Annotated in this window: 13 protein-coding genes; 1 reads left to right on the forward strand and 12 read right to left on the reverse strand. The window is 39.2% G+C overall.

What is annotated here, in order from left to right; genetic code table 11:
- The 6 genes from ACR30L_RS18940 to ACR30L_RS18965 form a co-directional block, all read right to left on the reverse strand.
- A complete protein-coding gene (locus tag ACR30L_RS18940; protein WP_435235788.1) occupies positions 1–1,092 on the reverse strand; it encodes an ABC transporter ATP-binding protein in 1,092 nt (363 codons plus the stop codon).
- Positions 1,085–2,446 (reverse strand): GH1 family beta-glucosidase, encoded by a 1,362-nt coding sequence (locus tag ACR30L_RS18945; protein WP_435235789.1) that lies wholly within the window; start codon positions 2,444–2,446, stop codon positions 1,085–1,087. Before ACR30L_RS18945 ends, ACR30L_RS18940 begins: the two co-directional genes overlap by 8 nt.
- 9 nt (positions 2,447–2,455) lie before the next feature.
- Positions 2,456–3,349: a carbohydrate ABC transporter permease gene (locus ACR30L_RS18950; RefSeq protein ID WP_435235790.1), complete on the reverse strand. Its 894-nt coding sequence runs from the start codon at positions 3,347–3,349 to the stop codon at positions 2,456–2,458.
- 1 nt (position 3,350) lies between these two features.
- Positions 3,351–4,340 carry a carbohydrate ABC transporter permease gene (locus ACR30L_RS18955; protein ID WP_435235791.1) on the reverse strand — a complete coding sequence of 330 codons (990 nt, stop codon included), beginning with the start codon at positions 4,338–4,340 and terminating at the stop codon, positions 3,351–3,353.
- A 61-nt stretch (positions 4,341–4,401) separates the two neighbouring features.
- Entirely contained in the window at positions 4,402–5,646 is a 1,245-nt protein-coding gene (locus ACR30L_RS18960) for an extracellular solute-binding protein (protein WP_435235792.1), read from the reverse strand.
- Between the two features lie 19 nt (positions 5,647–5,665).
- Positions 5,666–6,679 (reverse strand): LacI family DNA-binding transcriptional regulator, encoded by a 1,014-nt coding sequence (locus tag ACR30L_RS18965; RefSeq protein ID WP_435235793.1) that lies wholly within the window; start codon positions 6,677–6,679, stop codon positions 5,666–5,668.
- A gap of 383 nt (positions 6,680–7,062) precedes the next feature.
- On the opposite strand from ACR30L_RS18965, the gene ACR30L_RS18970 reads away from it, so the two are divergent.
- Positions 7,063–9,354, forward strand: a complete 2,292-nt coding sequence (locus ACR30L_RS18970) for a glycoside hydrolase family 9 protein (protein WP_435235794.1) — start codon at positions 7,063–7,065, stop codon at positions 9,352–9,354.
- Positions 9,355–9,359: 5 nt separating this feature from the next.
- On the opposite strand, the gene ACR30L_RS18975 is transcribed toward ACR30L_RS18970, so the two are convergent.
- From ACR30L_RS18975 to ACR30L_RS19000, 6 genes are all read right to left on the reverse strand, one after another.
- On the reverse strand, positions 9,360–10,379 hold the full coding sequence (locus ACR30L_RS18975; RefSeq protein ID WP_435235795.1) for a LacI family DNA-binding transcriptional regulator: 1,020 nt from the start codon (positions 10,377–10,379) through the stop codon (positions 9,360–9,362).
- Positions 10,380–10,534: 155 nt separating this feature from the next.
- A complete protein-coding gene (locus ACR30L_RS18980; protein WP_435235796.1) occupies positions 10,535–11,017 on the reverse strand; it encodes a hypothetical protein in 483 nt (160 codons plus the stop codon).
- Positions 11,018–11,307: 290 nt separating this feature from the next.
- The gene (locus ACR30L_RS18985) at positions 11,308–12,186 is read right to left on the reverse strand and encodes a MalM family protein (RefSeq protein ID WP_435235797.1); all 879 of its coding nucleotides are present in this window, start codon (positions 12,184–12,186) and stop codon (positions 11,308–11,310) included.
- Between the two features lie 93 nt (positions 12,187–12,279).
- Positions 12,280–13,404: a carbohydrate porin gene (locus tag ACR30L_RS18990; protein WP_435235798.1), complete on the reverse strand. Its 1,125-nt coding sequence runs from the start codon at positions 13,402–13,404 to the stop codon at positions 12,280–12,282.
- A 414-nt stretch (positions 13,405–13,818) separates the two neighbouring features.
- Positions 13,819–14,748, reverse strand: a complete 930-nt coding sequence (locus ACR30L_RS18995) for an N-carbamoyl-D-amino-acid hydrolase (protein ID WP_435235799.1) — start codon at positions 14,746–14,748, stop codon at positions 13,819–13,821.
- Positions 14,741–16,003, reverse strand: a complete 1,263-nt coding sequence (locus ACR30L_RS19000) for a M20 family metallo-hydrolase (RefSeq protein WP_435235800.1) — start codon at positions 16,001–16,003, stop codon at positions 14,741–14,743. The genes ACR30L_RS18995 and ACR30L_RS19000 overlap by 8 nt, the downstream gene beginning before the upstream one ends.
- Positions 16,004–16,071: the final 68 nt, after the last annotated feature.

The following is a 16,071-nucleotide window of genomic DNA, read 5'->3' on the forward strand; positions in this document are numbered from 1 at the left end:
TTAACTCGCTAATGATTTTTCACTTAACACATCAAATAGGTGTATCGCATCAAGATCCAAATAAAGCGTTGCGTGATCAGATTCGAGTTCGGCGGTGTGTGTTTCTGCAATTAACTCTTGCCCTGCAACCTCTGTTTTTAACAAAATACTCGCTCCCAACAGCTCTTTATCTTTGATCGTAGCGGGGATTGGCATAATACGATCGTGATCGATTTGCTCTGCTCTAAGGTGAACATCTGTTGGGCGGATCCCTAAATGCAGTGCAAGGTTACGTGAAGCGCGGGCTTTAAATCGCTCAGGAAGAGGAATGTGGGTATCTCCCAAAGCGATAAAGTATTCATCTTCTTGTTTAATTAATGTCGCATCTAACATGTTCATTGCTTGGCTACCGATAAATTGAGCAACAAACTTGCTAGTAGGCCGTTGGAATACTTCCGTAGGCGTGCCAACCTGAGCAACATAGCCATCTTTCAAAATCACAATACGATCGGCTAATGTCATGGCTTCGATTTGATCATGTGTGACGTATATGGTGGTGGTTTTAAGTTCTTTGTGTAATTGTTTTATTTCTTCTCGCATTAAGCCGCGCAATTTTGCATCTAAATTGGACAAAGGTTCATCGAATAAAAAGACCTTCGGCGTTCTGACCATCGCTCGTCCCATGGCCACACGCTGACGCTGTCCACCGGAAAGTTCTTTTGGTTTACGATCTAATAACGGCGTTAACTCAAGCATGCTTGCTGCCTTCTGGACTTCAGCATCAATCGCAGGTTTACTAAATCCTTTGAGTTTCAATGCGAAGGCAATGTTTTCATACACGGTCATATGTGGATATAAGGCATAGCTCTGAAACACCATGGCTAAATCTCTATCTTTCGCATCCACTTTATTCATTAATTTATCGTCGATAAAAATTTCACCAGCGGTAATCGTTTCCAAGCCAGCTAACATCCTTAGCGTGGTTGATTTTCCACAACCAGAGGGCCCAAGAAAAACAACAAACTCACCGTCTTCAACAATGAAGTTAAATTGTTTAACCACATCAACGTCACCAAAAGATTTTTTAATATTACGAAATTCAACTCTAGCCATTTTTGTTCTCCAGCGAACGCGAAATCAACATATTACGGAAAGCGATCGCACTCTGTTTTAATGTTCGTTTTTGAGTCTGATAATCGACATGTACAATGCCAAAACGTTGTGCGTAACCAAACGCCCATTCGAAGTTATCCATTAAACTCCATGCGAAATAACCTTTAACATCCACCCCCGCATTAATGGCATTATCAACGGCTTCAAGATGGTCTTGAAAATAGCGCGTACGTTGCTCATCAATCACTTCACCATCAACGCAAACATCATTACCCGCTGCACCATTCTCAGTGATATATATCGGCGGTAAATTGGGATAACGTTTATCTAAACGAATCAATAATTCGGTCAGGCCTTGCGGGCAGATTTCCCATCCAATATAAGTGTGTTCTGCATCCGGTTGTGCAATAGTTTCAACCTGACCATTCGCATCGAAACGCACCACACAACGTGAATAATAATTAATGCCAATGTAATCCACCGGCGCACTAATAATGTCTAAATCGCCAGCAAGTATCATCGGGTGAGCAGCAGGATAATGATCCAAGACTAGCGTTGGATATTCACCTTTCAAAACCGGGTCAATAAACCAATGAAATCCCTCGGCATCGCATAAATCAGCCGCCTCCTGATCCGTTGGATTTTCTGGGTAAGCAGGTGAGGCATTAAATACCACACCGTGTTTTGCATTGGGTGCGTTTTTTCTTAATAGCGGCATCGCGAGGCCATGGCCTAATAGCATATGATGAGAAGCTAACAAACCTTGTGCATCCCCTTTGATGCCTGGTGCATGAATGCCCCAACGATAACCTAAAAAAGCAGCAACAAAGGGTTCATTTAACGTTGTATAAACATCAATTTTATTACCAAAATAACCACTCACGAGATCTGCATATTGGGCAAATTTATAAGCCGTTTCACGGTTTAACCATCCCCCTTTATCTTCTAAATACTGAGGGAGATCCCAGTGATATAGCGTCACGTAAACCTGCATCCCTAGGGCATGGCATTTATCGATAATGCGTTCATAAAAGTGCAATCCTTCTTGATTAACACAATTATCTCTCGGCACAATGCGTGGCCAGGAAATAGATAAACGATAGGCATCAACCCCTAATCCGTGAATCATCTCAATATCTTGCTCCCACAAATGATAATGATCACACGCAATATCCCCATTTTCGTTATTATCCACCTTACCGGGTGTATAGCAGAAAGTGTCCCAAATGGACGCAGTACGCCCTCCTTCGGTTACGGCACCTTCAATTTGGTATGCGGATGTTGCAACGCCAAAAACAAATGACTTGTCGCGCATTTTTGAGTCTGTTGGTAAATTATATTTAAGACTGTGCATATTGATTTCCTATCCTTTTACTGCGCCAGAAGTCAGCCCACTGATCATTTGTTTAGACGCAAATAAATAGGTCACAACTAAGGGCAAAATAGAAATGGTGGTGCCTAACATAACCGCACCCCATGGCGTGTTGGGAATACCTTGCACACTACGTAACGCTTGAGTAATAACGTAATTATCAGGATTAGTTAATACCACCAGCGGCTGCATAAACATATTCCAGAAAAAGACGAATTGAACGATAGCTAATGTTGCTAATGCTGGTTTCATCAAGGGAAGTACAACACTCCAGTAGGTTCTGAATTCACCAGCACCGTCTAACTTCGCCGCTTCTAATAACTCTTTAGGAATCGAGGCAATAACGTGCTGACGCATTAAGAAAATACCAAAGGGAGTTGTCGTAAAGGGCAACCACACGGCAATATGGTTATCTAATAACCCTAAAAATTTAACAATCATAAAGTAGGGAATTAAACTCAACACGGGTGGGATCATCATTGAACCAACCAACATGCCAAATAGCAGGTTTTTTCCTTTAAATTTGAACACCGCAAAAGCGTAACCGCCCATACTACAAAATAAGAGGGAAATCGTGGTGCCTAAGAATGCCACATAAATGGAGTTAAACATGGCTTTCCAAAAGGGCATTATTTCTTGTAGTTTTGCGTAATTCACCATCAGACTATCGCCAATCGCAAAACTGATACCAGAACCAAAAATTTCACTGCGATCACGTGTTGACAACAAGGCAGACCAAAAAAATGGAAAGACAGTAATAATCGCCGACAGAATCAATAGTGCCGCGAGTAACACCATCAAAATTTTAACGCTAATTTCCATTACTCTGTCGCTCGGTTTTAACCGAGTAATCAGCGCGTCCTGAACGGAATGTTGAGTAGACATATTAATGCTCCCCTAAACCTTTTTTACCGAAAAAGAAGAACTGAATCGAAGTACATCCAGCAATAAGAATAAATAACAACCATGAGATAGCAGAGGCAGTCCCCATTTCTAACCATTCCCAACCGACTTTATATAAGTACATTGAAATAGTCAGACCCGCTTGGCCTGTACCACCGCTACCACGCGTTAATACAAAGGGTTCTTCGAAAAGTTGTAAATTACCAATAATGGTCATAGTGACCGCAAAAAAGATAAACGGACGAATCATCGGTAATGAAATACTCCAAAAACGATGGAATGCGTTTGCACCATCCATTCTGGCCGCTTCCAATATATCTTTAGGAATCGTCATTAAACCGGTTGTATATAACACGATGTTAAAGCCGGTATATTTCCAAAAAACCATAATAGCAATCGACGGTTTAATCAGTGTTGCATCATCCAACCAACGAATCGGTTGGTAATCATTCACCCATGAAAATAACCAGCCCAACAGTTGCGTGTCCGCTAGATAAATAAGTACTTGATTGATAATCCCCGCATTGGGTGAATACATATTGAAGAAGATCAGTGATGCAGCAACGGTTGATGTGATAAACGGCAAAAAATAAGCCGAGGTCAACCAATGGCGCAATTTATCTCCCTGAGACACTAAAATATACGCAACTGGAATCGCAACAAGATGCTGTGCAACACCCGACGTAATTGCTAACCAAAAGGTATTTTTTAACGAACGCCATAACCATGGGTCAGTAAGCGCAATACTATAATTTTCTAATCCAACGAATTTCATCGCAGACATACCTTCGACTGGATTCCAATAATTAAATGATAAATAGACAGAAAACAGTAAAGGGAATATGCCAAAAATAGAAAAAAGAATTAAAAATGGCGATAAAAAACCATAGGGAGTTAACGCCCTAAGATTAAATCGATCAAACACACCTAATGTCGCTGGTGTTTCTGAATCGGATTTCGATGGATTATTCATAATAACAACCTCTGACAGAGGTAATGCACATACTCACTGTACATTACCTCTCACTTATTGATTAATGACTACGCGTTCTACGTTTAATTAAACGCTCAGCTTCAGCCAATGCTGTTTTAATATCTTTTCCTTCATCCAACACTTCCATCAATGCATTTTCTAAAATGATTGAGCGTGCAACATGATCACCTTTTGCAGGTTTCACGGGTTTAATATTTTTAGCCACTTCAGCAAAAACTAAACGTGCTTTTTGTCCACCTAAAAACTCAACCCCTTGTTGGAATAATGGATCATCGTAGGTGGTAATGTTTGAAGGGAATGCCGCAATTTTCGCAAAGCTTTTTAATTGAATATCACGATTAGTTGTCATGTATTTAATCAATGCCCATGCGTCATCTTGTTTAGTGGATTGTTTTGGAATAGATAAGAATGAACCACCCCAGCTACCATAAATACCATCGGGAAGGTGAGAGACTCTCCATTTACCTTTAGTTTCAGGTGCAATCCAGTTATTTAGATGACCCAATAACCATGCGCCAGATAATTGCGTTGCAAAGGTACCGTTACGGAAACCTTCATACCATTCATTTGACCACGCTAAAATACGGCCATCTAATCCTTTATCACGAATTTTTTTAGCCACGGTAAAGGCTTTAACAAAGCGTTCCGAGGTAACCACTGATTTGCCGTCTTTATCAAAATACAACCCTTCACCTTCTGGCACGGTGGTGTAAATAATGGCCTGTGCAACATCTGCGGCAGACGCGATCAATTGAATATTATTTTTTTTCAATTTTTCACCTGCAGCAATATAGGAATCCCAATCCTTAATAGCAGCTTTTGCATCAATGCCATATTTTTCAAAAATATCATTTCGGTAGTACATGACCCCAGGACCTAAATCGACAGGAATACCATACATACCGCCATCGGCACCTTTACCCTGTGCCCAAGCATAGGGCGCAAAAAGTGATTGATATTGGTCAGCATTATATTTTTCCGAGAGATTAACTAACCCACCTGAAGCGACAAAGGGGCCTATTTTTTCAACATCGACAACAATGACATCACCAGCACCGGATCCGGTTGCAAGGTTAGTCGTCAATTTAGTATGGTGGTCACCATGGTTATTCATTAAATAATCAACGTGAATATTCGTTTGCTTCTCAAAATCGGGAAGAATAACTTTCAAACTACTATCAAAATCAGGAAATCCATCAAAACGAATTTCATGCTCAGCTGCATTAACTCCTGAAATTGCTCCTAGTGCCATTGCACCACAAAGTACTATGTTCTTAATTTTCATGACTTTTCCTTAGTTACTATTAACGATAGGCGTTTAAATTTTTAACCGAATTTCTAACCCTAAGTGAGGGCGATAACTTAAAGTTCACATCACAATTCTTCTTATTTAACTTTTGAATAATTAGTTGCACTGCCTCCAAACACATTTGTTCAATGGGATAATTAACCGTTGTTAATTTCGGCGTAAAATAACGCGCAAAATCAATATCATCAAAACCGACTAGCGACACTTGTTCAGGAATCGAATAACCGGACTCGACTAACACTTCGCGTACCCCTAAAGCCATATAATCATTTGATGCAAACACGGCTGTAAAAGGTACTTTTCTTTTTAACACTTTTCTCATTGCACTCGCGCCACTTTCTTCGGTGAATGCAGCTTCGGCGACTAACGTATCGTCATATGCAATACCTGCATCGACCAACGCATTTCTATAACCTTGTAATCTTGCTCTCGCGTCTTCTTTGTCTAATGGACCCGCCACAAAAACAATATTCTCATGGCCCATTTTTAATAAGTATTCAGTGACCAATTTGCCACCCTGTTCATTATCGATATTGATACAACTGGTATTCATTTCCTGTATAAACCGATTAATAATGACAATCGGTAATTCAGACTCTTGTAAATCAATAAGATAATCATCACTGAGTTGATGTGTATGTAAAATTAATGCGTCCACTCTATGATTAAGTAAGAACTCAAGGGATTCTTTTTGTCCTTCTTCAGTATTCGCGCCCGCACTAATCAGCACGTGATAACCAAGCCGACGAAGCTGTGTGTCAATTGTATTCAGAATGCTTGAATAAAATGGCCCACCTAATTCAGGAACAACAATTCCCACACACCCTGCTCGAGCAGTTTTGCTCGCATGCATAAGCGTACGAGATCGTGTCCGATAACCTAATTGACTAATTGCTTTTTCAACATTCAACTTTTTGTCATGACTAACACGATTCGTTCCATTGATTACTCTTGACACTGTAGCTTGCGATACCCCAGCTAACTCAGAGACTTCTCTAATTGTTGTCACATGAACCTCATTAAGTAATGATGTAAACACAATTTTTCGTGGGATAGAGTATTTAAAATATTTAATATCCATTCAGTGAAGCGTATCACATCAAAATAGACCTTTTATTTATATATATTGAAAACATCGGGATGTATGCAATTTTAAATACGCTGATGAAACAATTTCATGGATAAATAAATTTCAACACCCCCTCCTCCAGAACCATTATAAATAAAGGTATTCAGACGTATATGAAATAAATTCATGGCAGGTGAAATAGATACTACTCGGCTCACATTTAGCAAGTAAATATTTCAAGCCCCCTATTCATCACGGCTAAAATAATCAAAACAATGTAATTTATGCTGCTACTGAACAATATTTCACTCGGGAGATATGGCATGAATAAAAAATCAGCATCAATAATATGGGTAAGTTTATTTGGATTTACTTGCCCTTCACAATCAGTCGAAATGATTCAAAATGGCAACTTCACGGACGGTATATCAGGGTGGTGGTCAACGGAAAGCACCATAAAAACAACTGACAACAACGCGTGTATCGATATTTCTCATCCAGGAGAAAATAGTTGGAGTGTCATACTCGGCCATGGTGGTATTGGATTGAAAGAAAATGAAACATATACCATTAGTTTTAATGCCTATGCCGATAAAGAAAGGCAATTTAAAACATTAATTCAACATGCAACATCGCCTTATACCCATTATTTTCTGAATGATACTCGCCTTACTACAACGCCCAAACACTATCGTTATCAATTTACTCATAAACAACCCAGTGATACTGAAGGGGAGTTTCAATTTCAAATGGGGGCACAAAAAGCAGCCACTATCTGTGTGAGCAATATTTCGATTGAAGGGATTCCTTATATTGAAACAGAAGTAAAATCGCCTATTCGTTTAAACCAACTTGGCTTTCTACCGGGTGCAGATAAATTTATCTTTGTTAAATCAGATGCAACACAACCACTGCGTTGGACCTTAAAAAATAAACAGGGTATTAATATCGATATTGGTAAAACAACTATTTTTGGCATGAATAAAGCGTCTAAAGAACATTTACATCGGATTGATCTCTCCGCATTAACCACGCAGCAAACCGGTTTAACAATCACGGTTGGTGAAGACACCAGTACTCCTTTCGATATAAAACCGGATCTATATAACGCCTTAAAGTACGATGCACTTTCGTATTTTTATCAAAATAGAAGTGGAATCGAAATTGAAGCACAATATGTTCAGCGTCCAGACCTCGCTCGTCCAGCAGGACACCCAAAAGATATCGCAACTTGCTTTAATAAAGTCGATGCATGGGGTAATCAGTGGCCAGGATGTGACTTTAGTATCGATGTCACTGGTGGTTGGTATGATGCGGGCGATCATGGTAAATATATGGTCAATAGTGGTATTACAACATGGACATTACTAAACTTATATGAACGAGGTAAGTGGATTAAAAAGGCGAAAATCCCCTTTTCTGAAGGGCTTGTTAAGATCCCAGAAGCAACAAATCAAGTCAATCCGATACTTTCGGAAACCCGTTGGAATATTGAGTTTATGCTATCAATGCAAATTCCAAAGGGAAAAATAATCGCTACCCCTATCGGCGATCAATCATCCAATAAAACCTTAAATTTAACCAAAATAGACGCGTCTTATCTCGCTTTCCATAAAATAGCTGATGAAGAGTGGACTGGCATGCCATTACCGCCACATAAAGATAATAAGACCCGTTATGTTGGACAGCCAAGCACTGCCGCAACCTTAAATTTAGTCGCGATTGGTGCGCAGTGCGCCCGTATTTGGAAAGAGATAGATCCGGCTTTTTCAGCACAGTGCTTAACGGCGGCAGAAAATGCATGGAACGCAGCACAAGCTCATCCCAATATTTATGCATACGACAACTTTACTGGCTCCGGACCTTACAATGATTTGACCTTGATGGATGAATTTTATTGGGCAAGCACAGAGTTATTCATTACCACGGGTAAACAGAAATACCGCCAATATATAAAAAATTCGCCTTTTTACTTATCTACGCCAAAGGGAAATATTGCATCGGAGGGAGAAGCATTCTGGCAATATACAGCACCGTTGGCGACTATCAGTCTTGCGGTTGTCCCCAACACTCTCGCAGATAAAGAAATCCGATTAGCACAGCAGGCCATTATTAAAACCGCAACGGCTTACAAACAACAAATCGACCATGAAGGTTATCGAATCCCCTATACCGTAAAAGAATACCCGTGGGGATCGAATTCCAATCTGGTTAATCGAGGTATCTTTTTAACCTATGCGAATGATTTCACTGGAGACCTAAGTTTTATAAAAGCAGCCGCCAGTGCCATGGATTATATCCTCGGGGCAAATCCAATGAATATATCCTATATTACAGGTTACGGTAGTCGATTTGCACAACATCCTCACCACCGGTTCTGGGCTAATTCAGCGGATCAAAACGCACCTGCACCCGCCCCAGGTGCACTTATTGGCGGCCCCAACTCAATCAGTTTTTCAGATCCCATTGCAGCGACTATGAAAGGTAGTTGTATTCAGCAAACGTGTTATCGTGACAATATCGGGGCTTGGACGCTAAATGAAATTACCATCAACTGGAATGCCCCTTTGGTGTGGTTAGCTTCAGCACTTGACGAAGGTAAGTTAAACTTATAACGGAGCTAATTATCAGTGTTAAAACGAGACATCGTAGACTGTCTAACCACTAAATCAATTGGAGGCATTTTTGCTTTATAATCACCATTAACAACCGAGTTATGAATGGAATAGGCGCATAATGTGCCTATTTCTTCTATTGGTTGTCGTAACGTGGTTAGCGCAGGCGTGAAGTATTTTGACGTCGGCAAATCATCAAATCCGATTACCGATACATCTTCAGGAACACGTAAACCACGGTCAGTTAATGCTTTGATTGCGCCATAGGCAGTCAGATCATTGGCAGCAAAGATAGCTGAAAAATAAATATTCGCATCGATCAACTCAATGGTTTTTTCATAGCCGACATCCATACTAAAGTCGCCCTGTTTAAGGAGCTTCGGATTAATTTTAAGATCGAATTCTGCATGTGCTTTTTTATAACCTTCGAAACGGGCTAACGTATCGGGTTGTCCGGTTATTCCTTTAATATGTGCAATATTTTGATGCCCTAACTGTAACAGGTGGCGAGTCGCAATATAGCCGCCCATCACATTATCTAAATTAAGCGAACAAATATTATCGCCTTTTACATCATAGCCAACGGTAACAATCGGCATTTTTTGTGATGTATTAAGAATAACCTCGGTATCCAAACTCCCAGTAATAATGATAATGCCATCGACATTACTTTTTATAAGATATTCAAGCGCATGCGTACATAATTTTCGCTGCCAATGGCCGGACGCCATAATCAGAGAGTACCCTTTTTTTATTAAAGTTTTCTCTAGATCATTAACAATGGTGCAGGTGTAGGGACTATCTGGATGCTGAATAATTGCCCCGATCGTCATAGAACGGCGATTATCATCCTGTTGCATACCAAATTTAGGTTTATAACCAGTTGATTTTATGGCACTTTCAATACGAAGGCGTTTGCTATTAGAGACAAATGTTGTACGGTTTAGAAAACGAGAAACAGTGCTAGGTGAAACACCCGCTAATTTTGCGACATGATAAACCGTCGCTTTTTCCTTATTTTTCATACAAAAATATCCATAATAATTAAGGTTTGATCCCAAATATTATATGATTTTTTATATTTAATCTTGGAATAATCGTGAGACTGAGTCTCATTCACATAAAATGACTGTCATCTCTATGGCTGAATGAGACTTTATAGCTAAATGCTAATATATGATTACTCAATAATTCGATCCATCAGCTCTAGAGCATCAAATGGGGTTTCTAAATTAGTGATTGATAATAATTTTAATTGCTCTTTTTTAGTTAATTTATTAAAAATAATTTCATCATTAAAATCTGGATGAAAAGAAACCTTTCTTGTTGATTCTCCCAAAACAAATGCCTGATTATTTTTATTTTCTGTTGTCGAGTAAAGAATTACTTCTGCCAACAAGCCTCTTTCTGGTTGTAAACAATTGTTATATGCTTTTTCGCTTAGATAACTTAAAACACTAGGATTTTTCTTAACAATATCTTTGATTTCTTCGATATCGATGGATTCTAAGTTGTTTTTATTGCGTAAAATATTACATTCATCAATTTTTGCGGAGTAATTACTAATCGCACTTTGAAGTTTATTAAAAATAAGATCATCTTGAGCAAGAGCTGTAATTGGGAAAGTAAAAACAACAAACAATAAAATATTTTTTATTTTCATGGGCGACACCCCTTCTCAATTGCACGCCAGAATTTATACTCTTTGGGGCTACTAGAATGCGAAAGAGCCTGTTGCAACGCAAGCTTTTCTATTGCTTTGATTCTCCCTAAAACATCAAAAAATTACTTCGCAAAGAGCTACCGGAAAATATACTATATAGATAGCCAATTGTTAATTTTATTATCTACCTAAAACTTGCGCTATTAATTAAGAAATGAGCCAATATAAAATGTCATTCTCAGCCATTAATTATATCAATTTGGCTTAAAAGTATTAAATCTGCACGACTATTACAACCCATCCATTTCCCTATCATAATAGGAACGTGCCTTTGTGGAGCCTGCTCTTTCCGCTTCTTGGACTAATTTTATTGCACGGTCATAGTCTTTTTCTTTAATCGCCTTACTAATTTGGTCTAGATAGAATTGCTCGGTGTCACTTAATATAACCGGGGTATCGTCAACCACTATCTCACTGACTTCTTTGACTTTTTCCGTCGCCTGTACTGGTATTTTATGTATTGGTTTTTCAGCATAATAAAAGACTTGTTCAAGGCTCACGTCCAGTTTACCTGTCGGAGAGTGTCTAGCATAAGGAATAGGGTAAGAGGCTTCAGACAGTGTTTTACCTTTTTGTAGTTCGTACTCACGTGCTACATCTCGCATCGCAGTTTTCCCATCTAAATCACTATTTTTACTATAAATTAATGCATAACGAATTAACGCTGTTTGCTCTTTACTAAGAATCTCGTTAAATACAAAAGTGTCATTCTCTGTAAATTGTGCATCGTTGATCTTCAAAACAGGTTGATTGTGTATATCTAAAAAGACCACACTAGGTACAAAAACCGTTGAATTAGCAGGACTTTCTAAATGAAAGGTATAATGGCTTACATTATCAGGTAATAATAATGCAGCAACATAAGAGTTCCCTTCGGCAAACCTCATAATAGGCGATTCATCGGTAATATCGATCCGGTTTTTATGATCCAAAGATAGCTTTTGAAAGTCCACCTGTTCGAAGGATACTATTTTTACATTGGGTGACCTTAAGTGTTCGGTGAGTGCTGCCCCTTCAGAATAGGGCTTGGTGGATGTTTGAACAGAGTCCATTGATGATGAGCAAGCAACCTGTAAACCTGCAAGTAATATAAACACTAATTTTTTCAATATTCTATCCTCTAAGGCAAAACAGCAATCAAATGACTGCTGTTTTATTGTTGTGATTAACAACACAAATATTAACGAGTTAAGAAGTTGTGTTTACCACCAAGCTTCAAACATACCGCCAAGAATCACTGGATTTTCAGTCACACCATAATTTGTTTCTTCACCCGCAGTCACATAAAAACGTAACATCGGACGAGACCAAGCAAATCCACCTACGGCAATATTTTGCGATAATGTGACTTTCCAAGCATCATTGTTTTCTTGCTCATCTTTAAAATCAACCACAGAATACCCTACTTCAACCCATGTAGAATGAATAGCATTCCACTGATGTGTTGGGCGCAAAATAATATTATATGCAAGACGTTCATCGGTTTCGATATCTGAATCAATATCTTGCACTGTTGTATTATATTCAAGACCTGTATTTTCAGATAATTTAAAACTCCCTTCGACGGTAGCAAGCAATGACGATTGCCCTTCTCTTCGGTTCCAACTGTTAAGCACATCGTTCTCTGTATTATCTGAATAACGTAGGTAAACTTTATGATCGCCGATATTGATACGTGTACCAATAAGTGTTGCGTTTTCATCATCGGAGTCATTGTTTGTAAAACCGTAATCGGCAACCACATCCATATTGACGCTATCAGATATTTTAAAATTGGTAATCGATGTAAAGGCAAAATTAGTGGAAGAGGAAAGACTAGATTGCTCAACAATACCAAGCTCTGTTGTCACACTTGGTGATAATTCTAAACCTTTAACACCTATACCTTGACCATCGGCCCATGAGAAATAATAATCGTTTATGCCCTGTTGAATACGGTTATGGAAAGCTCGTCCCGCCCAGAAATACGCGTTAGGTTGAGATGCAAATAAATTCGTTCCACCAGCATAAAACTGCTTCAACCCCATGTCTCCGTTTTCGGCATCCCAATGCTCAATCATAATACCAAGGTCGAATTGGGTGCCATTATCACCCTCAAAATTTTTCACAAATTTAAATTCACCACCGTCACCTTCATTACCGAGACGACCCGCTCCATCACCGGTTTCACCCACCGCTTGAATGCGTGTATTTGTATCTTCTTCATACTGTATACCGTAACGCGCATAACCATGAAACTCGAAAGCGTCATCAGCTAATGCAAATTGTGGTATTGCCATTCCGGATGCCAGTGCGCAGGCTAATGGTAGACTATTCAACATTTTCATAGTATTTCCTTTTTGTTTGCGTTTAATTTTATAAAAATGATAGCCAATGAAATTTATGAAAATATTGAAGAGCATCACAACTGATTTATGATTTATATGCGGTGAAACTGGAAATTCAACATAAAATAAAAATATATATTTAAATCAATAAAATATAATTAAATTTCATATTTATAAACTGCTCTCTTGCAATTTGTTTCATGGGTATTTAGCGATAAATCACATATTTTTTGTTTGTTTTTTTATGAAATAAGCGTGTGTTTATGAAACGTTTCATAATAATGAAAACTTTCACACTTTAATTGCTAAATAATGAAGTGTAACGAATAGAAAAAGCCGCTATCGAGGTTGAGTTTAACCATAAATTACATTTTACAGCTAAGAAAAACATGCCTTCTCAGCTGTAAATAAGGGTTATTTTTTATCTATTGGACGGCTAATAATTTCATACTCTTTAGGTATCCGATGTAAATCAAAGTTGAAAATATTTTCTTTAATTTCTCGGGTCATTTCAAAATCACAATCAGCCACAATTAACTCATCGTCCAATGTCACGGCTTGGGCAACGATTTGCCCCGTTGGCGCAATAATGCAACTATCCCCTAATAAATCACAATCTTCTTCTTTACCCGCTTTTGCTGCCGCAATCACCCAACAACCATTTTGATAAGCCGATGATTGCATGACCACATGGTTATGGAATCCCTGTAAATGATCGTGTTGTGGCACGGGTGGATAATGCATGGGTGTGTTGTAACCTAATACAATCATCTCTGCCCCTTGTAATGCCATCACTCGGTAAGTTTCAGGCCAACGACGATCATTACATAACGCCATACCAACTTTGCCGCCCATGAAATCCCAACTGCCAAAACCTAAATCCCCCGGTTCAAAGTAACGCTTTTCAAGATGTTGGAAAGGTCGCCATGCTTCATTTTCCTTGTGACCAGGCAAGTGAATTTTACGGTATTTTGCCGTTATCTTACCTTTATCGTCCACCAAAATAGATGTATTGAAGCGACGTTCATTACCCTGTTCATCTTGGGTTAATTCTGCATAACCGATATAAAAACCAATCCCTAATTCAGCTGCTTTATCGAATAGTGGTTGTGTTTCTGCACTGGGCATTTCGGTTTCATAAAAAGCGTCAAGCTCCTGCTTATCTTCTATAAACCAACGAGGAAAAAACGTAGTCAATGCAAGCTCAGGAAATACCACAAACTTACACCCTTTCTTATGTGCTTGTGTCATTAATTCGATTAAACGAACCACCACTTCATTGCGCGATTCTTGACGGGCAATCGGCCCGAGCTGGGCAACGCCAACGGTTAATTTTCTAGACATGCGGTAAACTCCTTTTCTGATAGGCAAGTTCACTGACAGTTTGAAGCAAAACATTCGCTCCGTTAGCAACCTGTTCAGGACTCGTGTATTCGTCGATATTGTGGCTAATCCCTTTATAGCTAGGCACAAATATCATGGTGGTTGGACAGTGAGGTGCAAACATTTGGGCATCGTGCCCTGCACCAGAAAACATTCTAGTAGTTGATAATTTATTCGCTTTTGCAACCGCCTCAATGCCATTAATAAGTGATGGATTAAAATTCACCGGTTCAAAACGCGCTAGCTTTCTTTTACTTATTTCAACACCGTGTTTTTTAATCAATTTATCAATATAATCGCTTAATGCAGATTCTGCTTTTTGTAACTCAATCTCGCTTCGATTTCTTAAATCAACGGTGAATTTAGCAAAATTAGGAATAACATTGATGAGATTAGGTTTTATCTCTAATGCGCCGACCGTCGCATGTTGATCAGGTGCCATTGAATCGGCAAGCTCATTAATAAAAACATTGATTTTTGCAGCAACTAACCCTGCATCATTGCGGTATTGCATGGGTGTTGTTCCAGCGTGATTAGAAATGCCAGTGACCGTATATTCATGCCACGAAATCCCCTGAACACCTTCGACAACCCCAATTTCTATATTTTGCTCATCAAGGACGGGGCCCTGCTCAACGTGCAACTCGAAATATGCACCGACTTGTTTACTAATATCGGGAAATTGAGCTGTACCTTGGTAACCAATTCGCTGAAGTTCATCTTCGAGCGTCGGACCATCAATGGCTTTTATTTTAAGTGCTGTTTGTAAATCAAGGGTCTGTGCATAAACAGCACTCCCCAGCATATCAGGTGCAAACCGAGATCCTTCTTCATTGGTAAAAAAGCCAACGGAAACCGGATGAACCGGGGTAAGGTTAGATTCAATAAGCGTTTCAATCACTTCTAAACCAGCCAATACACCAAGATTACCATCGTATAACCCACCCGTTGATACGGTATCAATATGCGACCCCATCATAATACAGGGAAGATCCTGTGACCCTTTTAATGTTGCAACCACATTACCAATTGGGTCAATAGCAATATCTAGATCTAATCCCTTCATCCAACTAACGACTAAGTCTCGACCTAATTTATCATCGTCACTGAGTGCCAGACGTGAAACACCGCCCCCCACCAACGCGCCGACTTCACCTAATTGCAATAAACGCGATTGTAAACGCGCTGCATTAATCGATAGTGTCACTTCTGTCATATCACTCTCCGCCAAACTGAAAATAAATTACCAACAACTTCGATACTAAAATTTAATTATCACAATTT

The sequence above is a fragment of the Psychromonas saccharinae genome, assembly GCF_051201515.1.
In the GTDB taxonomy this organism is placed as follows: domain Bacteria; phylum Pseudomonadota; class Gammaproteobacteria; order Enterobacterales; family Psychromonadaceae; genus Psychromonas.

What these genes read in the sequence shown, in the direction of transcription:
- ACR30L_RS18950 (WP_435235790.1), bottom strand. Translation starts at nt 3,349, where the DNA reads ATGTCTACTCAACATTCCGTTCAGGACGCGCTGATTACTCGGTTAAAA.
- ACR30L_RS18995 (WP_435235799.1), bottom strand. Translation starts at nt 14,748, where the DNA reads ATGTCTAGAAAATTAACCGTTGGCGTTGCCCAGCTCGGGCCGATTGCC.
- ACR30L_RS18975 (WP_435235795.1), bottom strand. Translation starts at nt 10,379, where the DNA reads ATGAAAAATAAGGAAAAAGCGACGGTTTATCATGTCGCAAAATTAGCG.
- ACR30L_RS18940 (WP_435235788.1), bottom strand. Translation starts at nt 1,092, where the DNA reads ATGGCTAGAGTTGAATTTCGTAATATTAAAAAATCTTTTGGTGACGTT.
- ACR30L_RS18970 (WP_435235794.1), top strand. Translation starts at nt 7,063, where the DNA reads ATGAATAAAAAATCAGCATCAATAATATGGGTAAGTTTATTTGGATTT.
- ACR30L_RS18990 (WP_435235798.1), bottom strand. Translation starts at nt 13,404, where the DNA reads ATGAAAATGTTGAATAGTCTACCATTAGCCTGCGCACTGGCATCCGGA.
- ACR30L_RS18960 (WP_435235792.1), bottom strand. Translation starts at nt 5,646, where the DNA reads ATGAAAATTAAGAACATAGTACTTTGTGGTGCAATGGCACTAGGAGCA.
- ACR30L_RS19000 (WP_435235800.1), bottom strand. Translation starts at nt 16,003, where the DNA reads ATGACAGAAGTGACACTATCGATTAATGCAGCGCGTTTACAATCGCGT.
- ACR30L_RS18945 (WP_435235789.1), bottom strand. Translation starts at nt 2,446, where the DNA reads ATGCACAGTCTTAAATATAATTTACCAACAGACTCAAAAATGCGCGAC.
- ACR30L_RS18980 (WP_435235796.1), bottom strand. Translation starts at nt 11,017, where the DNA reads ATGAAAATAAAAAATATTTTATTGTTTGTTGTTTTTACTTTCCCAATT.
- ACR30L_RS18955 (WP_435235791.1), bottom strand. Translation starts at nt 4,340, where the DNA reads ATGAATAATCCATCGAAATCCGATTCAGAAACACCAGCGACATTAGGT.